This window comes from Streptomyces sp. NPDC003032, from assembly GCF_053591415.1.
Genome location: NZ_JBSFTT010000057.1, coordinates 14,004 through 34,223 on the forward strand (window position 1 = coordinate 14,004; position 20,220 = coordinate 34,223).

Genomic DNA, 20,220 nt, shown 5'->3' on the forward strand with positions numbered 1-20,220 from the left:
CATGGCTTGATGATCAGCGAATCGGAGGTCCGTCCGGGGAATGGATGGCGCTACCTCTTCCGTGGCGTGGTGGCTGGCGATGGCCACCGCGCGGCGGGGACGTCGTTGCGCGCCGCCCAGGACGAAGCCGGTGTCCCGCCCGGCGTGTGGAAGGGGCGAGGCCTGACCGCGCTCGGGCTGACAGCCGGGGACTTGGTGAGCGAGCGGCAGGCCGAACTGCTCCTGGGAGAGGGTCGGCACCCGGATGCCGACCGGATCGAGCGTGAGCTCCTGGCGGCGGGGGAGAGCCCGGCCCGTGCCCGGCGGGCGACCGTGCTGGGCAGGCCCATCGAGCACAACCGCTCCCCGAAGACCGAGAAGGCGAAGGAACGCACGCCGTGGCTGGCGATGGACCTGGTGTTCCGGGCGCCGTCGACGGCACACATCGCGTGGGCGCTCGGAAATGACGAGACCCGTCTGGTGCTAGAGCTGTGCCAGGACATCGCCCGGGACAAGACGCTGGCGTGGCTGGAGGAGTCGGTCGCGCAGATCCGGTGGGGGAGCGGCGGCAAGCACCGCAAGCCGATCCGGGGCGGGCTGATCGTCGCGGTGTTCCGGCACTACGAGTCGCGGGCTGCAGAGTCGAAGCCGCTGCTCCACGATCACGCGGTCGTCTCGATCCGCGCCCGGCGGCCGGACGGGACGTGGGGCAACCTCTCCACGGATTCGATGCTGGCCCACATCGTCGCGGCCGACACCCTCTACACCCTCCTGTTCATGGAGGAGGTGTCCGCCCGGCTCGGGTGGGCGTGGGAGCCGCGCGAGGTGACCCCGGGCCGCCGGCCCGTCATGGAAATCGCAGGGATCGACCAGCGGCTGATCGGCTGGCAGTCGACCCGCCGCCAGCAGATCGAGGACGCCCTGTCCGTCCTCACGGCCAAGTACGAGGAACGGCAGGGGCACCCGCCCGGCGAGAAGGCCGGTTACGCGCTGGCCTGCCAGGCCGCCGACCAGACCCGCCCGCCCAAACGCACGGAACTGCGGTCGCTGACCGAGCTGCGCGAGCGCTGGAGACACTCCGCGATCCGGGCGTACGGCGCCGACGTCGTCGACCAGCTCGCCGTGCGGGCCCGGGCGTCGGCCGCGGCGGTGTGGGCCCGGGTGCAGCCGGTGGTCGACACCGTGATGGCGGCCGCCGACATCGTCGCCGTGGTGTACGTAATGCGCGGCGCCTTCAAACGCCACCACCTGCTCGCCGAAGCCCGCCGCCACCTCTCCTACGCCCTGCGCGGCCGCCCCCATCAGCCGGGCCTGGACGAACGGATCGTGCAGACGGCCGTCGACGACTTCACCCGCCCGGCGAGCCGGCGGATGATGACCGCCGACCTGCGCGCCCTCTACCCACGCGACACCGAGGACCAGGCCGTGCTGCGCCCGCTGACCCGTAAGCGCACCGCCCCGCGGTACGAGCGGGCCCGCCTCGCCGCCGACGCCTTGGCCGCCCGGGTCCACGCGGTACGCCGTGCGGAGCGCCTGGGCTCCCATACCCGGCCGCGCACCGTCGCCGTGCCCGCCGCCTCGAGGTCGCGCCCGCGGCCGTTTCGCACCGGTCCGAAGAACGGCCGCCTCCTGGAGCCGGAGACCGGCGTCGCCACGGTGGAACAGACGCGCCAGACCTTGGAAGCCGCCGCGCAGGTGGCCGCCACGCTCCAGGACAGCCGGCGGGCGCGCGAAGCCGCCCACGGCCCCCGTCTGCAGCCCGTCCCGGCGACGGCCCCGCCGCCGCACGCTCAGCAACCGGGCATCCAGCACACGCCGGGCCGGACCACAGGAGGAGTCGCGTGAACACCCCGGAAGAACGCCCCAACCTCGACGAAGCCTTTGCCCGTGCCCGTGCCGCCCGCCCGGAGATGGCCGCCGCGCTCAACGAGGACCAGGAGCCCGAGCCCGACGAGCCCGTGGGGTGGCAGCCGATCTGGAAGCGCCCCCGGAAGCCGAAGTCGAAGGCGGCGAAGAAGGCAGAACTGCGCAAGCAGCGGAAGCGACTCCAGGAAGCCGGGAAGCGCCGCCTGGCCGCCGGGCAGTCGCGTCGGCCCCGCTCTCGGCAGAACCGGATCGGCAACGCCGCCGCGCGCCGCGACGCCCGCGCCCTGTCCCGAGTGCGGCACTCCACCGCCTGGCTGTGGTGACGATGCCGGACATCGTCCACCGAGCGGAGCCCACCGAGTGGGTCCGATGCCGGGCGGGACTCAGCGGTTTTCGCACAGCTTGACGTACGGTCGCCATGCCGATCACGGCGACGTCTCAGCAGGATCGGCGCGTCAGCCTGTGGCCGCGGGCCAGAGAATTCTCCCTCCCGCTCGAACCGGGGCTGCAAGGGCCAACCCCAGCCCCCTTTCCAGCCTGGTCGGCTCGAGCACGAACCCGACCACGACCCCTTGTCCACCTCTGCTATCGCCCCGCCCACCGTCGCGTTTCTCCTTGACCACGCCTGCTACCGGCCCCGGCTAGACCGCGGACAAGGGGGTCGTCTGCACGCTCCTCCTTCGTACCGATCGCCCCGGCCGGGGGAGCGAAGGAGACGAGACGATGACGAGCACCCACCCGGGGGCCGGGCAGTGGCACCGTTCGGGCCGATCACATCGGAAGGCCGACCCGTGGCGGGCAGGCCCAAGGGGCCTCCCTGGGGGCCCACTTCGAAGGCCCCTTGGGAACCCCCTTTGGTGCCCGGCGCTCGGGGTCGGGGGAGAACACCTTGTCAGAGCGGGAATGGGCGCGAAAACCGCGTCGTCACAACCCTCTGCTCTCCTCCTGATGTCCGTATTGGAGGAGAGCATCGGGTTCCGGGGGGCCCGGACGCCCTCCCCGGCCAGGCACGACCAGCAGCGGCGGCGGTCGGCCGGTGGCCGGTCGCGAGTAACGAGGGAGCACAGCTGATGGCGGGGAAGCGGAAGACCAACCCGGCGGGATCGACGAACAGTTACCGCGGCGACGTGCTGCGCGTGCTCGGAGTGCTGAAGGTCGCCACGGCTGATCAGATCCAGCGGATCGGCGCTCCGCACCTGACCTTCCGGCACGCCGACAAGGAGACGCCGTCGACGCAGAAGCAGGCCCGCACCGCCTCACACCTTGGCGCGCTCTCCGACATGCGCAAGCACGGCCTGTCCGAGAACGGCGGCTCCACCGGCACAGGAGACAGGCTGCGGAACTTGACCCTCAAGGGCCTGGAGGCAGCCTCCTACGAATTGCGGCGCCCCGTGACGGAGATGGGCTCCACCGCCCGCGGCGCGGGTTCCAGCGGGGCCTCCCACCCGATGGCTGTCAATGAGACCGTGATCGCACTGCTGCGCCCGAAGCCGAGCATGGCCAAGCTCACCGACGACCCGCCGCACGTCCGGGCCGCCGCCCAGGCCGCCGTCGACGCACCCGACGGGATCGGCACGATCACCTCGTACTGGACCGAGGTCCCGCTGCCTGCCACCGGCACCTGGAACACACCCGGCAAGGGCGGCGCACAGGCCGACCTGCTTCTCACCGCTCCGCAGGACGGGGTGCCGTTGTTGTTCATCGAGGTCGACAACTGCCACGAGACCGCTGAGGAGCTCGCCGACAAGCTGGAGAAATATGCCCGGTTCTTCCGCCGCCGGGTGAAGGACTCCGACGGCAAGGAGCGCCCGATGTGGCGCACCCGCTGGAGCGCTCCGGCCACCTGGACCGGCGACGCGACGCACCCGCCCGTGCTGCTGGTGTTCAACCGGATCGGCGAGCGCAACCCCAACCGCACCGTCCCACGTCTGCAGGAGCTGACCCGGCACCTGTGGCAGGGGGAGCGGGGGGAGGGCTTCCACGTCTACGACGGCAGCATCCCGATCATCGCGACCGGACTGAACCAGCTGCGCGAGCACGGCCCGGCTGGCCCGGTGTTCCTCCGCTTCGGCCGCGGTCACATGCAGACCCTGCTCGAAGCGATCGGCAATCCTCGCCGCGAGGCGGCCGAGGCCCGTGCCCGCGCGGAGGCCAGGGCCCGCCAGGAGGAGCACCAGGCGAAGCTGCGGCGGGCAGCTCGGGAGCAGGCGGCGAAGAAGGCAGCCGAGCGTGAGGCCCGCCGCCCCGTCTGCGCCGGCTGCGGGGCGAAGTTCACCGACGAACGATGGGAGGCGGCACAGGCGACGGACTGGAACGGCCCAACGGACTCCCATCCTCACCTGTGCGATGCCTGCAAGCACAAGGCCGGCGCCGTCGCTCAAGAAGCCGACCGCCCAGAGCGGCCGGAGCCACTTCCCGGCTGGGCCAAGCAGAAGCCCTTCCTGCGCTACGCCCGTCGTCCGAGGTGTACCGAGTGTGGGGCGGCGTTCACCGACGAGCGGTGGCAGGAGGTGGAGCGCGTCGGCTGGGGCGGCCGCCCCCCGGAGGCCAATCCGACTCGGTGCGGGGACTGCGACCAGCAGCAGAAGGCAGGAATTGAGCAGTCCTGGATCGAGGAGGGCTGGACGGTCAGGTCCCGGCACCAGGAGCAGGAGCAGGAGCAGGAGCAGGAGCGGGGCCAGGCCGTGCCCGAGCAGAAGACCGGGGGAACCTGGCTCTCCCGCTTCCGCAGGTGACGCAATGACGCCCCGGGCCGATTCGCCCGCCGAACGGGCCCGGGGCACGCTGGAAGGCGTGAGCAGCGCGCCGATCGTCGTGCACCGGCCCTCCGACTCGGGCGGCCGGAGAGTCACTGTGCACCACAGCGGGCGCGACGAGATCCTAGGCACCGCCTACAACGACCACGACCTGATCGTGTTCCTCGAGGGCGCCGGCGTCGCCGAGCCCGAGGCCATCTGGGACGACCCGCAGTGGGTGGAGTGGCGTGGCGGCCCCGCCCACCAGTTTCACGCCGCCTGACGGAGGCGGTGGGGCCGGGCGCAGCATGTGCCCTCGGCCCCACCGCTGGTCAGCCGATCAGCTTGTGCAGCGCGGGCAGGCTCACTCCAGCGGCCCCCAGGCCCGTCGCGACGGCCGCGGGCACGGACTTGTCGTGGAGGAACATGAGGCCGCCCATGACGAGGCCGATGATGACGGCGGCCAGGAACACCACGGCGGCGTGCACCGACAGCAGCGGGGCCTCCGATGGCATCCCTGCGCTGCCAGGGCCGGGCGGTTCGGGTCGGTCGGGTATGGGGGAGTGTGGGTGCGGGTCCCGAGGCATCGGGAGTCTCCTACGAGGCGGAGGAACAGAGACGACGGACACCTGTGGTGGTGTCGTCCGCGTGGGGGTGGCGCGCGCCTCGCGGTCGGCGGTCCTGCTGCGGCTCTCTGCGGAGCGTCCCTGTGGGGCTTCGGCCCGGCCCAGGGTGGGTGTGTTGAGCGTAGTGGCGATTGGCGCGGTTGTTGCCCTGGGTGTCTGGCGGTTGGTCATCGGTGCTGCCTCCGGCGAGAGTTCGAGATAGCGGGCGGGACAGTGACAGGGCTCAGCTGCTTGTGTCTCGTCCTCCTCGGGCACGGCTCCTTCACCCAGAAGGGCTGGAAGCCGGAGCACGACGAAGGCCCGGACACCTGGTCCGGGCCTCGTGCTGTCGCAGTCCCCTAGTGAGTTGAACGTAAGAGCGCGCTGGAGGTCACGCTTGGCAGACGGCAGGAACTCTCGGCCCATGCGGCGCACACTGGGGCCTCACCCGGCTGTTCCGCGCCCGCAGCCCGCCCGGAGGCGCCAGCGCTTCCACTGCGACGGGGCCGGTTTCGCCGACCCTTGTGGGAGCCCGGCTGCTGGGCACGCGTGAGCGGCCGAAAGAAGAACGCCCGCGCCCTACGCCGTGCTTACTGCGGGCGCGACGCGATGATGGTCCTCGATGGACACCTTCTTCACGCCCGAGAAGCTATGGCCAGGCGGCGGGCCCTACCCGCACTTCCTGGTCCTGCTCGAGAAAATGCCCGCATACCGCTCTTACGCCCGGGCCCATGCCTCCTTCCTTGCCGGGTTTCCTCACCTGAGCGTGGTGCCGGAGGAGTGGCTGCACGCCACCGTCCAGGGCATCCATCATCCGGTGACGGACACGCAGTTGAAGCAGCTGCGTGCCGCCGCCGCGGCTCGCCTGGAGACCATGCGGCCGTTCACTGTGCAACTGGGCCCGGTCTGGCCCGGCGTCACCGCGGTCACCGTGGCCGTCTACCCCGAGGAGGGGATGACGGATCTCAACGACCGGGTCCGCGCCGCCTGTGAAACCGTCCCCGGGATTGGGCTTCGGCCGCGTGAATCCCGGTTCTGGCCCCACACGACGCTGGCCTACGCCCGGCACGACAGCTGTGATGACCGGCTCCTGAACCGGGGACTGCGGGCACTGCGCCCCGAGCGGGTCACGCTCACAGTCGATCGGGTTCATCTCGTTTCCCAGCGCCAGGATCCGCACCGGGGCTACACCTGGGACGTGATCGAGGAGTTCGTGCTCCCCGCCGGCGGAAGAATGGACGCATGACGATGACGACGCTCACCGAGCGGTCCCATCAGTGGCAGGGCCACGGCGGCCCCGCACAGTGGGACCAGGCATGGGACCGTACCCGCGAACTGATCGGGAGCCGCCTCGAAAAGTTCAGCGATCACGACAGTGACGAGACAGGCGCCGACGGCATCTGCGGGCTCGCCACCGCCCTGTACGTCATCGCCGTCTCGCGGGGCATCGAGGCCAGGGACGTCTCCCGGGACGACGTCGATGAGCTGATCCGGCGGCGTCCAGGCGAGAAGGACCCGGACATCGTCCTTCGATGGCAGACCCACCTGCAGTTGGCGGGCCACTACCTTGAGCACCCCACCGACCCGGTCGCCGTCCGGTGGCGCGCCCTGCGCGTCATCCACGACCCCGACGACGAGTACGAGGACTCGCTGGTGCGCCACGGCCCGGCCCTCCTCGAGGGGCTGCGCTACGTCCTGTCCCCGCATGTGGCGCTGACGTTCTGAGTGGAGAAGCCCCCGGCGGCGCTCGATGCAGCGGCCGCCGAGGGCTTCGTTCGTCGCCCGGGCCCTCGGGGGGAGGCGCCGGGAGACGGCTCAGGGAGAGACGATGACCGCCGCCTCGTCGGTGGGCACTGCGGCTTGTAGCCGGTCCAGGCGCTCATACAGGGCACGGACCAGCCGGGCTCGGTTCTGCACCCGGTGCAGGCTCGTGCACGGCTGGGACAGCCGGCCGTCGGCCTCCCGCAGGATCAGCTCGGCGAACACGCGACGCCCGTCGTCCTGGGGGAGATGTTCGGCCAGCTCGCGTACGTCGTCGGCGACGGTGTGTGCCGCCCCCGCGAGCAGGAGACCGACCTGTTCGTAGTCGTCGGGTTGCAGCGCCTGCGGGTCGGATCACGCCAGGACGGCCCTGAACAGCTGCTCGTGGGTGGTCCGGTCCAGCGGCAGTTGTGCTTTGGCCCGGTCCTGTGGGGCGTGGAGCACGGTGTAGCTCATGGGGTGGCCGCCTTGTCGTGTGCGGGCTCGGCGAGCTTGTGCAGGTGGGCGGCGAGCTGGTCGGCGGCGACGAGGGCGGGCGGCTGTTGGTGCGGGGAACTGACCCAGTGGGCCACCGCCGTGCCGTCGAACTCGCTGGAGGGGATGAGCAGCTGGTGCCCCTTGGAGAGCACGCGGACGCCGGGCACGCCGGCGCAGGTGCTGCCGGTGCCAGCCGCCACCAGCACGTACAGCACGTCCCGCAGGTGGTCGGCGAGCACGGGGTAGCCGCGGCGGGTTCCGGCGCGCAGTGCGGTGAGCGCCGCCAGGCCGGTGTCCATCGGGGTGATGGACACCGCGTCCCACGAGGTTCCGCAGGCCACCCACTGGGTGCGGTTCCTGGCGCGCTCCCACCGTGCATGTTTCTCGGCGGTGGGCTGGGCCAGCTCGTGCCACGTGGGCGCCGGGGCCTTCTTCTCGCTCTTCACCGTTGGGCCGGCGGATGAATTCGCCACGGTGCTCTCCCCTGATCAGTTGTCACGTCACTGTCCAGGCAAGCAGCAGCGTGCAGCCGGGTGCGACGGCCAACCGATGAAAGAACGATGCAAGTCGGCCCGTGCGGGGTGAACTGCGGCCAAGGCCGGGGCAGGAGAACCAGGGGAGCGGTACGGTCGCCGCACCCGTCCGTCGCGCGGCCTTGGAGCCGGTATGGCCGACCACCGCAAGCCTGTCCCCAATACCCGGCTGAGGGCTGTCCGCGAACTCGAATTCCAGATGAGCCGCGGCGAGTTCGCGAAGAAGGTCAACGAGCTGGGCAAGGCGATGGGCGAGAACGTCGCCTGCGGATCACGGCTGATCGCGGACTGGGAAGACGGAAATGTCGGCTGTCCTCGCGCCGTGTATCGGCGCATCCTGACCACGATGACCGGGCGGAGCATGGCCGACCTCGGCTTCAGCCTGCCCACACCAGCACTGCCCGTACTGCCCGCCGACAGACCGTACGGGCTCCAGGAGGAGGATTCGGTGTACCGACGCGCCTTCCTGTTCGACGGCGCGGGCACGATCCTGGCTCTGCCCCTCGGTAAGGGGCAGGCGCCGGGCAAGATCGGCGCCAGCGAGGTGCGTGCCGTCAAGGCGGCCGTGGTCAAGCTGTACGCCAAGGACCACGACCACGGCTCGGCGCCGTTGCGCCAGGCCGCGTCCGAGGCGCTGCACACCGCCTACCAGTGGCTGCAGTCGGGGACGCACACCAGCCGCACCGAGTCGAAGCTGCGCTCGGCGACCGGCGCCCTGTCGATCGCGGCCGGGTGGCTCTTCCACGACTCCGGCCGCGCCGGGGATGCGCACTCGCTGTACGGCGAGGCCCTCGCGGCCGCGAGGATCGCCGACGATCCCGAGCTGGAGGCGCACGCCTTCGGCTGCCTCTCCCTGCTGGCCAAAGCATCCGGTCGCCCCCGCGAGGCGATCTCCGCCGCGCAGGGCGCACAGACCGTCGCCCGCCATCTCGGCTCCCCGCGACTGCTCTCCCTCTTCCACATGCGCGAGGCCGGCGGCTGGGCGCTGATGGGCGACGCCAGCGCCGCCGACAAGGCGATCGTGGCCGCCCACACCCTCTACGCCAAGGGCCCCGCAGACGCCGACCCGCCCTGGCTCTCCTTCTACGCGCCCGGCGAACTCGCGGGCCTGGAAAGCCTCGCCCGCGCCGACCTCGGCCAGCACGAGCGTGCCGCCGCCGGCGCTGAGCAGGCCGTCCTCCTGCACGGTCACGCCTTCGCCCGCAACCGCGCCCTGTACACGGCCGACGTGGCCATCCAACATGCGGTAAGGGACCGTCCCGAGCCAGAGGCAGCCGCCGAGGCCGCGGGCCGAGTCCACGCGTTCCTCCCCGAAGTGCGCTCCGACCGCCTGCTGCAGTCACTGCACAACGTCGCCGGCGCACTCCAGCGGCACAGCCGTGTCCCCGCGGTCGCCGACTGGATCGAGGAGTACCGCACCACCACCACCGCCACCGGAGGAGGACGGGCGTGAGCACCACCCGCACCGACGTCGTGATCCGCACCTACGGCCCCGGCCACATCCCGCCGATGCTCGACACGATCGCCGATCTCTGGACCGACGCCCACCCCGAACTCGTCAACAACCCAGGCGCCTCCACCGACGGCCTGTCAGCCCCCGCACTGCGCCGCCAGATCACCGGCCACCTCAAGCACGAGGGCTTCACCCTGGTCGCGGCGTACGCGCACGGCACCATGGTCGGCTTCGGCTACGCCTTCCCGTGCACCCCCGAGTACTGGTACGGCCCCGAGCTGCTGCCCGAGATCCCCGAGCACATCCGCGCGGGCCGCCTCATGGGCCTGTGCGAGCTCGCCGTCACCCCTGCCCGCCAGTCCCAGGGCATCGGCTCCCGCCTCCACACAGAGCTCCTCAAAGCCGTCAACCCCGACTACGCCTCGCTCCTAGTCCGCCCGGACAACACCGCCGGGCGCACCCTGTATGAGCGCCTCGGGTACAAGTACGCGGGCCCATATCGCAACGAACCCGGCGGTCCGGTCTACGACCTTCTCCTCCTCCAGGTCGACCGCGAGGCCACCACACAGCGACCACACGCACCCTCCACCTGATCGCCTGCGCGGCCCCGGGCCACAGTGACCGTCGGCTGACCCATGTTCCGGAGCTGACAGTCGGCGTGGAGGGGTACAAGTACCGGTATGGCCCAGGAGCGGATCCGGTGGTCGGCCGTGGTGGACCGGGCCCGTCAGATCGTGCACAGCTACGAGAGTGCCGTGACGCTGCGCCAGGTCATGTAGCGCCTGGTCTCCGAAGGCGTGTTGCCGCACACGCCGCCGATGTACCGCCGCCTGTCCGCGCAGCTGGCCAGAGCCCGCCGGGAGGGCCGGTTCCCCGACCTGATCGACACGGTCCGGGAGATCCACGTCCCGCCCTCCTGGGCGGGCGCGGATGCGTTCGTCGCGGAGATACCCGACTGGTTCCGGCTGGACCGCACCGAGGGCCAGGGGCACGCGTTGTACGTCGCGTTTACCGACCGCGGGGAGCTGATCAGTTGCTCTGACCTGCGCTGATACGTAGATTACATGTCCGCGATGATGTTGGTAAGGCGGGCTGATTGTGAGGGCTCAGGACATGCTTGACGCTTTGTCCTCATGACTTCTTGGACGCATCGGGCCGTGTTGCCGCGCTTGCCCATGCCTTGAAACGGCTGACGGGTCGATCGGTGGTGCGGGAATGGACCGCGAGTTCTTCACCGTCGTGGACGATCCGGAAGTGGGTGTCCTCGACGATGACGTTCACGATCTTCCCGACGTGCGTGGGACCAACACGCATCCGCTGTTTGGCGACCATGAGGAACCCGTCGATGTTGACTCGCCGCTGGACGAGCAGCGGCCCCGCCGGCCCGGAGGGCGGTAGCGGTGATGAAGCCTGGCGGACGCCCATCAGGCGGCCGCGCTGGTCGGCGGGGATGGGCATCGGCATGGTCCGGACGACGCGGTCGTTGCTGATCGCGTGCAGGACGTGCTCGTCCATCCGCAGAATGACGCGGCTCCCGGCCAAGGTGACCGGCAGCTTGATGTCCTGCTGAGCGAGCACGACGATGCCGTCCCGATTGGCAGTCCGCTCGACCTCCACCGCCATTCCGGGCGGCAGATGAACCCGGCCTCGGTGGCGGGGCAGGGCAGGGGCTGCGGGTGGTGGTCCGGCGGGCCGGGTCTGGCGCTTGTCCCGGAGCTGGTGCAGCTGCTCCAGCGACGTGCGGGAGGCCATCGTCTTGAGCAGGTGTCCTTCCATCGTGATGTGGATACTGCGGTCGTCCGCCCACAGTGTGACGGTCTTGCCCGCGAAGGCCGGTCCGATCCAGATGTCCTGGCCGCCGTGACTGAGGGCGAAGTGCCCGCAGGGCGGCACCACAACGTCGAACTCGACCGCGCCAGCGGAGGTGGGCCGGCGTGCCGGATCGGTGGGCTGCTCGATCTTGGGCGCCGCGCTCTGCCGAGGGATGGCAGGGGGAAGCTGTCCGGACCCTTGGAGAGAGGCGGCCGCATCGGCCTTCGACGGGCGAAAGCGGCTGGCCGGGGTGGCCATGTCGAGGGACTGGTGCGGTCACGAGTGGTTGTAGGTGTGGACCCAGGTGTTGATCGCTTCCTGGGCGGCGGCGACGGACTCGAACGGTGCGACGTGGTCCAAGAACTCCTGGCGAAGGGTGCGGTGGAACCGCTCGATCTTGCCTGTTGTCGTCGGCGACCGTCGCTTGGTCAGCCGTTGCACGATGCCGTTCTCCCGGCAGACCCGTTCGAAGAGGACCTCGGCGGGCCGCGGCTTGGTGAACCGGCCGGTGAACTGCTTGCCGTTGTCGGTCAAGATCTCCGTCGGTACTCCGAATCGCTGCATGGAGGCAACGAAGGCTGAACAGACATCCCGGCCGGTCGGCCGCAGTACGACTTCGGCGACGACCAGGAAGCGGGAGTGATCGTCGATCCCGGTGACGAGCTTGCACTCACGACCGTCGGCCAGGAACACCCCCGAGACGATGTCCATCTGCCACAACTGCATCGGAGCGTCCCGCTGCCAACGGCGGTATTTCCGCTTGTGCTGCTGGTCCTGGTGGCTGACCAGGCCGTTGTGGGAAAGGACCCGGTGAACGGTGCCCCGGGATGGCAGCGGTTGCACCTTGCGCTGACCGAGTTCGTGAACCAGGCGTCGGGCTCCCCACCGCGGGTGCTGTTGCCGCAGTTCGCAGATCAAGGACTCCACGTCGGCTGGCAGCCGGCTCGGACTCGATCGCGGGCGCCGCGACCGTTCGCGTAGCCCCTCGACGCCCTGGTCCTGATAGCGGTTCCGCCACGCGTGGACTGTCTGCCGCGACACCCCGAAACGCAAGGCCACCTCGACCACCGGCGCACCATCAAGTACCTCCAGCACAGCCCGATACCTGTGCTCCACCAGCTCCTGCGGATCCATCCCGCCCCCTTCTCCCGGGCGGAACAACGAGCCGACGACGTCAAGGATGTGCTGAGAACAGAACGTCAAGCATGTCCCGAGCCCTCACACATCATCGTGGCGCGCTGTCCTTCCTCATCCAGTTTGCGACGCAGCGGTCAGCCGAGCGGACGGACCAGCGGCGGCAGCAGACCGAGTTGTCGGAGGCCCGGCGGGCGGAGCGGCTTGCGCTGTTGGAGCGGTTCGTCGAGGTGTCGGCCGAGGCGGAGCGCGCCGCCTACAGCCGGCCGCCTGATTGGGACGACACCAGCACCTGGTTCCTTGCGACCCAAGACGCCATGAACAGGCTGTGGGTCGCGGAGCGGCTGGTCCGTATCCAGTTCCCCCTGCATGTGTATGACGCGGCACGCAAGCACTTCCTCGACCTCAACCGGACCGTGTGGGAAGGCTTGCCCGACGGTGAGAGCGTGCGCGATTACCTGGAGGACAACAGACTGGCCTTTCTCGACGCGGCCCGAGCGGTCATGGGATAGCCCTCGAAGGTCATTTACGGGACAGCCCTTAGCCGGCACACGACGGTCTGGGGGCAGTCGGGTTGGGGGCTCGCCGGGGTGGCTATGGGCTGCTCGCCATTCTTAAGGCGCGATTGCGCCAGTCGTGCGGTGCCGTTTCTCGGGGCCGTTGCACCTCCTGATATGTGTGGTGACCGCCGCACCACGTGGGGTGGTCGCGGAAGGACCGCAAGAGGGGGCTTGGTGCGAAGAATTGCTACTCGCGGATCGCGTCTGCGTATGTCGGCAGTCTTGTTGCCTGCACTGCTGGCATCGGTAGTCGTGCCGATAGGGAGCGCACGGGGGGTGGATGAACCCGCGCAGGAGGCCATCACGACCGTCGTCCCGGTAGGGAGCAGGCTGCCGGACCTGGAAGAGTTTCGGAAGCCGGGGGCGCTGGAGCGGCTGCGGGCCTTGGGGGCGCAGCGCTCGGACAGGCCGCTGTTGCCGCGCGAGGCTCTCGGTCCGGCTCGTCAGGCACTGCCACGAGCGGCCGCGGGGGACTCGGTGACGGCTCCTCCACAACGGGCGCTGCCTCGCCGGGGGGCAGGGGCGGCACCGATCGGACTGCCGGAACCTCCGCACACGATGACCGCCCAGCAGTGCACAAAGGGGCTGGCGGGCAAGGACTTTTATGTCAGGTCGCGGTTCGCGGTGTGTTCGGGTGAGACGTTCACCACGGTATGGTTGCGCAACAATCTGCCGGTCGGCACGAGTTCTTTCACGGTGCTGGCTATCGGGACGATCCCGAAGAACAGCCGCACGATGACCGTCACCTACCACTTCACCGAGTTCGTGGCGACGGGAACGAACGGTGCTGCCGCGATGGTCATCTCCACCAACGCCAAAATCGCACAGAGTTGGCCGGCCCGTGTCCGTTACAAGCACGGCGGGGTGGGGACGTCCATGCCGGTGAAGAGGACGTGGGTCCAGCTCCTCAGCGGCGGGAACTTCAAGCACACCGTCTCCGCGGCCGCTGGCCAGGGCGGTACGGATGACGGTATCTATGCCGTCTATAAGTCCACCATCAAGACGACCTATCCGCCCGGGTGGCGGGAGGTCAGACCGACGGGGGGTGACTTGTTCATCCTGCCGCCGCGCTGGGACAAGGCAAGTTACCTGCCGAACCGTAGTAAGGGAGCGGCCATCTTCAGTGTGTCGACCGCTCTCGGCTACAGCACTAAGGCCAGCGATCCGGAAAAGGACGTGGCGAAACACATCAAGTTGGGCTACACCAACCCTGGGCAAACGCAGCCTCCCTTCAGCCGTAAGCGCCTGCCGGGGAACCAGGCGGATGAGCCGTTGACCCGTCTCTACAAAGACACGGCGCGGCGAAAAGAGAACCGGAACACGGCAGTCTACAACTGCCGTAAATACTTCGGGGAGAACTACTCCGACGGCGGGAGGAAGGAGTGCGACGAGTTCCCGTTCGCCACGACCTATCAGGGTGCAGCGGAGTGGAAGCACAATCCACGGGCCGACCGCTACAACTTCAGCGTCAAGGCCCTGCCGAAGAAGGCGAACGGCGCCGCCGGAACCCTCTTGCGTGACTACTACAACCTGAACCGCATGATCGATGGACCGGATGACGGGTTCCTCATGAAGATCACGTCCTGAAGGAGGCCTGCAGGCCGGGGTGAGGGCGGCGGTGCCCCTACCCCGGTCGGCAAGCTCAAGCCTGGGGCCAGAACTGGAAGACATAGCGTTCCACTACACCGTCGGGAACCCCGCGCCGGGCCTGCTCGGCGACCTCCGTCCGCCCCCTGCAGGCCACGCGGACGCTCCAGACGCCGGCCCGGTCCGAGAGCTGGATGGGATCTGGCATCGGCCCGCCGGCGACACCGCCGACTTCAAGCTGCCCGGAGGCAGTGGAAATCTCCGTGAGCGCGGTTTCCTCCCAGTCGCCTGAAGGTGCCGGCGGCTCCGCGTCCCACACCTCGACGGTCAGACCCGCGGTGTGAGTGTGCCCCCCGCTCGTGATGTCCAGGCGGCCTGGCCGCGCGCGCAGGAACGGGCCTGCCTCCCACCCCTCGGGGAAAGGGACTGCGACCTGGCTGTCGTCCCAGTCCTGTAGGTAAAGACCGTAGAAGTCGATTTCGACGGGCACTTCTTCACAGCTGATCATCTCGGCCATTCCATCCCCCTCCCCATGGGGTCACAGGCGCCATCGGGCCAAATCTTCTGCCCGATGGCGCCTGAGCTTATCGGGCGATCGGCACGGTGGGGCAGTGCCCTATGCCGCCACCTACAACTCCGGCGGCATGCCCACCGGCATGGGCGGCATGAACGACGTCGACACCGGCAACGACTGCGTGCAGACCTATGCCACCCGGGTCAAGCAGGGCGAATCGCACCTGTACGACGACGTCCGCACGGCTGCTCCGCAACCTGCCCCTGCACCACCAGGAGGTCCGGGCCGCCGTCGCCGACCCTGAACGACTGAGCCACAGGCCCGGCCGGGCGCGCAGGAGCCGAGAAGGCCCGCGCGCCCGGCCTCGGCGCCCTCACACTGGGGCGCCCACCTTCGCCAGGGCAGCGAGCGGCGAGCGCTGCCCCTTGCCGACCGCCCGCAGAGCGGACCAGTCGACCTCCGGGTGAGCGGCGGGCAGCGCCTCGACGGACGCCGTGGTGAACAGGGCGACGTCGACCGCTCCGGCCCGGCTGGTGCCGAAGCGGACCTCGACCGACTCCGCAGCTGTCAACCAGCCCAGCCGCAGCATCCAGTCGAAGTCGACCCTGCGTACGCCGAGCCGCTCGGCGGCCTGGTTCGGGCCGAGCGGCGTATTCGCGGCGACGAGCTCGGCCAGGTCCTCGCGCCGGCAGACCTCCGCGACCTGGCCGGGGTGGAGCAGCGAGCCGTCCGGGTTGGCGCTCAGCTCGGTGAGCAGTCCGCGGTCGATGAGCCGGCGGACCACGAACGACGTCACGTTCGCCTTCTCGCCGTACGCAGTCGGGTTCGGTGTGCCCAGCGCCGCGGCGATCTCGTTGGCCGCCGTGCCGCCGGAGATCGGCCCGTCCGGGAGCGCGACCCGGATCGTATCGGCGTCCATCGCCTCCACAGCGGCCCGTGACCACTGCGAGGAGACGTCCGGCGCCGGGACGAGCCCGGTGTGCCGTGCCCACCGGAAGGCGGCCGCGGGCACCCGCAGACGCTTCGCGGCCTGGCTCGCGTCGTACTCGGTTCGTCGTGCCATGAGATCCCTCTCTCGTCGTTCGCCCCGAAGTGGCGAACAAAACATGACAGAATATCTGAAGGTGGTCAATACCCTTTAAAATCAGGCAAGTTGGGCGCACTCCGTTAGTGCCGCGCCCACGTACACGAGGCAGGAATCACCCGTCCGGACGCCGCGACCAGCGGCACCGGAGGGGTGTGTCAGTGGCCGTCGGTAACGTGCCGGACGTGCTCGGAACTGAAGAAACCCGCCTGGTCGTACTGCGCGGCAACAGCGCCTCCGGAAAGTCGTCCGTCGCGGCCGGCCTGCGCGAGAAGTTCGGCCGCAATCTGGCCCTGGTCGACCAGGACAACCTGCGCCGGGTTGTGCTGCGCGAGCGCGACCGTCCCGGCGCCGCGAACATCGGCCTGATCGGCTCGGTAGCTTCTTACGCGCTCAACGCCGGATTCCATACGGTCGTCGAAGGGATCCTGTACGCGGACCGCTACGGCGAGATGCTGCAGGACCTGGTGCGCGCCCACCGGGGCGTCACACGGTGCTACTACCTGGACATCGCCTTCGAGGAGACGCTGGTCCGCCACGCGACGAAGCCCGACCTGCAGTACCTGGAGCAGGTCACCGAGCACCACCTGCGCGACTGGTACCGGGAACGCGACCTGCTGCCCGACCGCATGGAGACCGTCGTCGGCGCGACCAGCACCCTGGATGAGACCGTCCAGCAGATCCTGCGTGACACCGGCCTGGATCAAGTGCCCGCGATCGACCGTTGACCGCCGGGCTCGGACGCCCGGCGGGGTATCGTCTTTTGGCTTCACGCCCCACCGGCCGCGCCACGGTGATCTCGACGCCTCCCCGTGGCAGGCGGCCCTCGACGCGCTGCCCGCCTGATCCCGTACGACCTCCTCACGCGCTCTCGCCCGTGTCGCCGCGCGCTGTCCGGATCCGGGCGACGAACGGCGCGAGGAAGGCGTGCGCCTGCTGTTCGGCCTGGGCGTGCTCGTCGTCGATCAGGGCGCGCCGCGCGCACAGCTCGGTGACCTCGACCTCATATGTGCGGTAGTCCGTCTCGGGCCGGGGCTGCTCGACCGGGTACCAATGCCATCCGTGCAGGGTGGAGCGCCACAGCTGCCGGTTCGCCTCCATGAGGCCGCCGAAGTGGTGCACGAACAGTTCGACGACGTCGCGGTCGAAGTTGAAGCGTGCCACGTCGCCCACCGTGCAGCCGGCGCACTCCTCCTGCGGCCCGGGGCACCGCGCGAGCTGGTACTCGTAGCGCGGATACGTTCGGCGCGGATGGGCCCGGCGCTGGTGGTAGGTCCGGCCGACACCGCGACGGTGGACCTCGATCAGCTCCTGGTCCTGGAGGCCGCGCACAGCCCGCCGCACCGCAGCACGCTGCGCGTCGCTCGGCTTGCTCACCTCGTAGACGACGCGGGCGAGTTGGCTGACCGACGTCAGATTCGGGGCGCCGTCGATCCGACTGCGCCCGGCGGGCTCACTGCGCAGATACACGAGGACGGCCCGCTGCACCCTTCCCATGCCCCGTGACATGCCTCCAGGATTCCGCTGCGGGCGCGCCCTGGGCAACGAGCGCTTAACCCCCGCCGGAAGCACACCGGCGTACCGATCCCATCAGGCGCATCACCGCCGGTACGGTCATCATCACGGCACCGAAGACGGCACACACCACCGGACCCAGGGGGACCAATGGGCGTGGAGAACGGACCGCAGAGCATCCCGTGGGGCGGCGAGTGGCGACGGCACCTGCGCTCCGACGCTGAGATGGATCTCGTGCGCTCGTGGATGCGCCGTCTCGAATGCCCGACCTGCAAGGCGGTCGTGGGGCGCGCCTGCCGCACCGCGGGCGGCCGACCGACCAACGAACACCGTGCGCGCCGTGACGCCGTCGGCCCCGTCCCGTACGCGAAGTGGCGAAAGGATGGCCTCATCCCGGAGCAGCGGACGTACACGATCCCGGCCGTGCTCAAGGAGTCGGAGAAGGCCCGCGCCGACTTCAACGTCGACACTGCCCTGGCCGACGGGGTGGCGGTCGTGCGCATGTTCCTTGCCGACCGGCTCGGTCTGTTCCTCCAGGGCGAGGAGGCCATGGACCGGATCGACGACGCCGTGCGCAAACTGATCGAAGTCCGCGGCCCGGTGGGGACTGCCGACATGGTCACTGTCCTCGCCAGTCTCGTCGCCGCGCTGCTGTCCGCGAACGCCGGGCCCGACGGCGATCCGGATGCCCTGTTCGAGGCCGTGGTCCGCGCGCAGATCGACATGGTCCGGAAGATGAATGCGGTCGAGAGGGAACGAGCCGACGGATAGGTCGGCCGCGTCGCCACCATGGTGACCGCGAACTGAACAACGAACGCTTAGACGCGACGGCCCACGGCAGCGAGGCCAAGTAGCTGCACAACCCGGAAACGAATGCTTAGGAACCCCGGCCTGGGGCGATCGGCGTTCGGTTTCAGCGATTCGTCCGCGGCGGCGCAGCGAGGCATCCGTGTCGGCCGCGGTCGTGTGATCGCCGTGGGGACTGCTGCTGCGCCCGACGACGGTCGTGGTGCTGCTCGTTGGCGTGCTCCTGGTCGTCCTCGTGCGGCTTGTCCGGCGCTTGCTCGTCGGGCTCCCCTTCACCGGCAGCGGCGTAGCGGGTGAGATCGACACCAGCCGAGCGGGCTTCCTTGAGGCGGATGGACACCAGGCCGGCGGAGACAGACAGCTCACGCGCAATCTCGTAGCCTTTCAGCCCCTGCCGGTGCAGTTCGACGATTTGCTCTCGACGCTGCCGGGACCGGCCCTCGTACGCCGTGCGGTCCTCGGCGACCATCCGCAGTACCGTCCGCGGGGAGACTCCGAACTGGTCCGCAAGCTCACGGGCCGTCATAGTACGGCGCTCACGCTTGGGCTCCTGCGTCAAGACTTCCCCCTCATGTACTCGAGCATCGCCGCGGTGCGTTCGTCCCGGCGCGCAGCGCGCGCTTTACCGCTCTTCTTGCCGCGGGCGGACTGGATGGCGACGAAGGTGGCCTCGTAGACGGCTGCACCGTCCTTCCACATCCTCGACCGCGTCGTGATCCACCGATGGATGCTGTTGGCGATCGCACGCGCCTCCACGGCCGGCAGCGGCTCCGTGAACTCGGCGTTGCGGGTGTGCACTTCCGCATGGATGGCAGCGTGCAGGGTGTCGGGGCTGCCGAAGTGGTGGCGAACCTCGCGATACGCCCAGGTCCGGGCCGTCTCGAAGATCGAGCAGTTACGCCCCAGCCCCGTGATGTTGGTGCGGAAACGCTTGGTCTCCCGCCAGCGCGCGGGCGGCATATGAGAGCCCAGCGCCTCCTCCAGCCCACCGAGCGTGTGGAGACCGCCATGGAGCCACTCAGTGCTCCAGTCCGTGTGCAGCGGATTCTTCGTCATCAGCCCCGAGTACGCCGCGTCCCCGTCCAGCGCCCGGCGCAGCCCTTCGGTGACGGCAGCGGCATAGGCGAGCGGCTTGCGCCGGGCATACTCGGTCCGCGTCACTGCCTCCCCCAGAGCCCACACAGCATGAGCATGCCCATTGGTCGGGTTCTCCACCACCGCGTTCGGCAGCGGATGCGAGTCCACCGACGACACCGCCCGCAGCACCGCATCCGAGTGGTCCACATCCACGACGAGAAGATTGCTCACGGCCGACGGGTTCGCCTCCACGTAACGACGCGTCATCGCTACCGGCCGCCGCTCCCGCCGGATCCCCTCCTGCAGACGGTTCGTCGCATACGGCCGCAACGGCAACCACAACTCGTCCCACTGCACCGCAGGCAACTCCACGCTCATGTGCTGATCATCCCGGCCCAGCCGAGTCGGAGAGACCGGACACGCCGAGAACTTCAAAGTCCGTCACGAACCAAGTCAGATGATTGGGGGTTCCGGGCCCTGCTGCACCAGGCACCCGCCACGCCCGGTCTCCACACTGGCCACATATTTAAAGTCAGTCACGAGCCAAGTCATTCGACAAGACAGAAAGTCATGCCCACTCAACACCTAGCTCGGTGAGCGTGGCGCGTTGTTCGGTGGTGAGGTTGTCGCGGCGGCTCTTGGTGTTGGAGATCCACACGCCGGACGAACGTACTGAGGTTCCCGATGCGTCCGCCGCTCTCGCTGCCGCGCGCGACCAGGC

The 20,220-nt window shown here is 69.5% G+C and carries 24 protein-coding genes; 14 read left to right on the forward strand and 10 right to left on the reverse strand.

The features are described from left to right. The first annotated feature begins 9 nt into the window (after window positions 1-9). The 4 genes from mobF to ACWDZ7_RS39365 all read left to right on the forward strand — a co-directional run bounded on the left by mobF (window position 10) and on the right by ACWDZ7_RS39365 (window position 4,863). Window positions 10-1,824: a MobF family relaxase gene (mobF, locus tag ACWDZ7_RS39350; protein ID WP_451803562.1), complete on the forward strand. Its 1,815-nt coding sequence runs from the start codon at window positions 10-12 to the stop codon at window positions 1,822-1,824. Beyond that, complete coding sequence (locus ACWDZ7_RS39355) at window positions 1,821-2,168, forward strand: hypothetical protein (RefSeq protein ID WP_451803563.1); 348 nt, start codon at window positions 1,821-1,823, stop codon at window positions 2,166-2,168. The genes mobF and ACWDZ7_RS39355 overlap by 4 nt, the downstream gene beginning before the upstream one ends. A 747-nt stretch (window positions 2,169-2,915) precedes the next feature. After that, window positions 2,916-4,580, forward strand: a complete 1,665-nt coding sequence (locus ACWDZ7_RS39360) for a replication-relaxation family protein (RefSeq protein ID WP_451803564.1) — start codon at window positions 2,916-2,918, stop codon at window positions 4,578-4,580. A gap of 58 nt (window positions 4,581-4,638) precedes the next feature. After that, complete coding sequence (locus tag ACWDZ7_RS39365) at window positions 4,639-4,863, forward strand: hypothetical protein (RefSeq protein ID WP_451803565.1); 225 nt, start codon at window positions 4,639-4,641, stop codon at window positions 4,861-4,863. A 49-nt stretch (window positions 4,864-4,912) separates the two neighbouring features. Here ACWDZ7_RS39365 and ACWDZ7_RS39370 read toward each other — a convergent pair whose 3' ends face one another. Then, the gene (locus ACWDZ7_RS39370) at window positions 4,913-5,095 is read right to left on the reverse strand and encodes a hypothetical protein (protein WP_451803566.1); all 183 of its coding nucleotides are present in this window, start codon (window positions 5,093-5,095) and stop codon (window positions 4,913-4,915) included. 712 nt (window positions 5,096-5,807) lie between these two features. On the opposite strand from ACWDZ7_RS39370, the gene ACWDZ7_RS39375 reads away from it, so the two are divergent. Both ACWDZ7_RS39375 and ACWDZ7_RS39380 read left to right on the forward strand, forming a co-directional pair. Next, on the forward strand, window positions 5,808-6,431 hold the full coding sequence (locus ACWDZ7_RS39375; protein ID WP_451803567.1) for a 2'-5' RNA ligase family protein: 624 nt from the start codon (window positions 5,808-5,810) through the stop codon (window positions 6,429-6,431). Beyond that, entirely contained in the window at window positions 6,428-6,910 is a 483-nt protein-coding gene (locus tag ACWDZ7_RS39380; protein WP_451803568.1) for a hypothetical protein, read from the forward strand. Before ACWDZ7_RS39375 ends, ACWDZ7_RS39380 begins: the two co-directional genes overlap by 4 nt. Window positions 6,911-7,000: 90 nt before the next feature. On the opposite strand, the gene ACWDZ7_RS39385 is transcribed toward ACWDZ7_RS39380, so the two are convergent. Next, window positions 7,001-7,171: a hypothetical protein gene (locus ACWDZ7_RS39385; RefSeq protein WP_451803569.1), complete on the reverse strand. Its 171-nt coding sequence runs from the start codon at window positions 7,169-7,171 to the stop codon at window positions 7,001-7,003. A 227-nt stretch (window positions 7,172-7,398) separates the two neighbouring features. Beyond that, window positions 7,399-7,896: a hypothetical protein gene (locus tag ACWDZ7_RS39390; RefSeq protein ID WP_451803570.1), complete on the reverse strand. Its 498-nt coding sequence runs from the start codon at window positions 7,894-7,896 to the stop codon at window positions 7,399-7,401. Window positions 7,897-8,089: 193 nt separating this feature from the next. Between ACWDZ7_RS39390 and ACWDZ7_RS39395 the strand changes: the two genes are divergently transcribed. From ACWDZ7_RS39395 to ACWDZ7_RS39405, 3 genes are all read left to right on the forward strand, one after another. Then, complete coding sequence (locus tag ACWDZ7_RS39395) at window positions 8,090-9,409, forward strand: hypothetical protein (protein ID WP_451803571.1); 1,320 nt, start codon at window positions 8,090-8,092, stop codon at window positions 9,407-9,409. Beyond that, window positions 9,406-10,002, forward strand: coding sequence for an N-acetyltransferase family protein (locus tag ACWDZ7_RS39400; RefSeq protein ID WP_451803572.1), 597 nt, complete (start codon window positions 9,406-9,408; stop codon window positions 10,000-10,002). The genes ACWDZ7_RS39395 and ACWDZ7_RS39400 overlap by 4 nt, the downstream gene beginning before the upstream one ends. 207 nt (window positions 10,003-10,209) lie before the next feature. Then, window positions 10,210-10,461 (forward strand): hypothetical protein, encoded by a 252-nt coding sequence (locus ACWDZ7_RS39405; protein ID WP_451803573.1) that lies wholly within the window; start codon window positions 10,210-10,212, stop codon window positions 10,459-10,461. Between the two features lie 79 nt (window positions 10,462-10,540). Here ACWDZ7_RS39405 and ACWDZ7_RS39410 read toward each other — a convergent pair whose 3' ends face one another. Together ACWDZ7_RS39410 and ACWDZ7_RS39415 are read right to left on the reverse strand one after the other, a co-directional pair. Beyond that, a complete protein-coding gene (locus ACWDZ7_RS39410; RefSeq protein ID WP_451803574.1) occupies window positions 10,541-11,479 on the reverse strand; it encodes a Mu transposase domain-containing protein in 939 nt (312 codons plus the stop codon). Window positions 11,480-11,497: 18 nt separating this feature from the next. Beyond that, window positions 11,498-12,355 (reverse strand): IS481 family transposase, encoded by an 858-nt coding sequence (locus ACWDZ7_RS39415; RefSeq protein WP_451803575.1) that lies wholly within the window; start codon window positions 12,353-12,355, stop codon window positions 11,498-11,500. Between the two features lie 71 nt (window positions 12,356-12,426). On the opposite strand from ACWDZ7_RS39415, the gene ACWDZ7_RS39420 reads away from it, so the two are divergent. Further along, window positions 12,427-12,867: a hypothetical protein gene (locus ACWDZ7_RS39420; RefSeq protein ID WP_451803576.1), complete on the forward strand. Its 441-nt coding sequence runs from the start codon at window positions 12,427-12,429 to the stop codon at window positions 12,865-12,867. A gap of 324 nt (window positions 12,868-13,191) precedes the next feature. Further along, a complete protein-coding gene (locus ACWDZ7_RS39425) occupies window positions 13,192-14,502 on the forward strand; it encodes a hypothetical protein (protein ID WP_451803577.1) in 1,311 nt (436 codons plus the stop codon). A 55-nt stretch (window positions 14,503-14,557) separates the two neighbouring features. Here the strand turns inward: ACWDZ7_RS39425 and ACWDZ7_RS39430 are convergent, their stop codons facing one another. Then, on the reverse strand, window positions 14,558-15,019 hold the full coding sequence (locus ACWDZ7_RS39430; protein ID WP_451803578.1) for a hypothetical protein: 462 nt from the start codon (window positions 15,017-15,019) through the stop codon (window positions 14,558-14,560). A gap of 94 nt (window positions 15,020-15,113) precedes the next feature. Between ACWDZ7_RS39430 and ACWDZ7_RS39435 the strand changes: the two genes are divergently transcribed. Next, window positions 15,114-15,320, forward strand: coding sequence for a hypothetical protein (locus tag ACWDZ7_RS39435; RefSeq protein ID WP_451803579.1), 207 nt, complete (start codon window positions 15,114-15,116; stop codon window positions 15,318-15,320). A 69-nt stretch (window positions 15,321-15,389) separates the two neighbouring features. Here ACWDZ7_RS39435 and ACWDZ7_RS39440 read toward each other — a convergent pair whose 3' ends face one another. Next, window positions 15,390-16,079 (reverse strand): hypothetical protein, encoded by a 690-nt coding sequence (locus ACWDZ7_RS39440; RefSeq protein ID WP_451803580.1) that lies wholly within the window; start codon window positions 16,077-16,079, stop codon window positions 15,390-15,392. 206 nt (window positions 16,080-16,285) lie between these two features. On the opposite strand from ACWDZ7_RS39440, the gene ACWDZ7_RS39445 reads away from it, so the two are divergent. Further along, window positions 16,286-16,828 (forward strand): AAA family ATPase, encoded by a 543-nt coding sequence (locus ACWDZ7_RS39445; RefSeq protein ID WP_451803581.1) that lies wholly within the window; start codon window positions 16,286-16,288, stop codon window positions 16,826-16,828. A 133-nt stretch (window positions 16,829-16,961) separates the two neighbouring features. Here ACWDZ7_RS39445 and ACWDZ7_RS39450 read toward each other — a convergent pair whose 3' ends face one another. Further along, window positions 16,962-17,609 carry a hypothetical protein gene (locus tag ACWDZ7_RS39450; RefSeq protein WP_451803582.1) on the reverse strand — a complete coding sequence of 216 codons (648 nt, stop codon included), beginning with the start codon at window positions 17,607-17,609 and terminating at the stop codon, window positions 16,962-16,964. 156 nt (window positions 17,610-17,765) lie between these two features. Here ACWDZ7_RS39450 and ACWDZ7_RS39455 point away from each other — a divergent pair, with 156 nt between their 5' ends. Continuing rightward, window positions 17,766-18,386, forward strand: a complete 621-nt coding sequence (locus ACWDZ7_RS39455; RefSeq protein WP_451803583.1) for a zinc finger domain-containing protein — start codon at window positions 17,766-17,768, stop codon at window positions 18,384-18,386. A 142-nt stretch (window positions 18,387-18,528) separates the two neighbouring features. Here the strand turns inward: ACWDZ7_RS39455 and ACWDZ7_RS39460 are convergent, their stop codons facing one another. Further along, the gene (locus ACWDZ7_RS39460) at window positions 18,529-18,891 is read right to left on the reverse strand and encodes a hypothetical protein (RefSeq protein WP_451803584.1); all 363 of its coding nucleotides are present in this window, start codon (window positions 18,889-18,891) and stop codon (window positions 18,529-18,531) included. Between the two features lie 86 nt (window positions 18,892-18,977). Beyond that, window positions 18,978-19,877, reverse strand: a complete 900-nt coding sequence (locus ACWDZ7_RS39465) for a replication initiation protein (protein ID WP_451803585.1) — start codon at window positions 19,875-19,877, stop codon at window positions 18,978-18,980. Window positions 19,878-20,220: the final 343 nt, after the last annotated feature.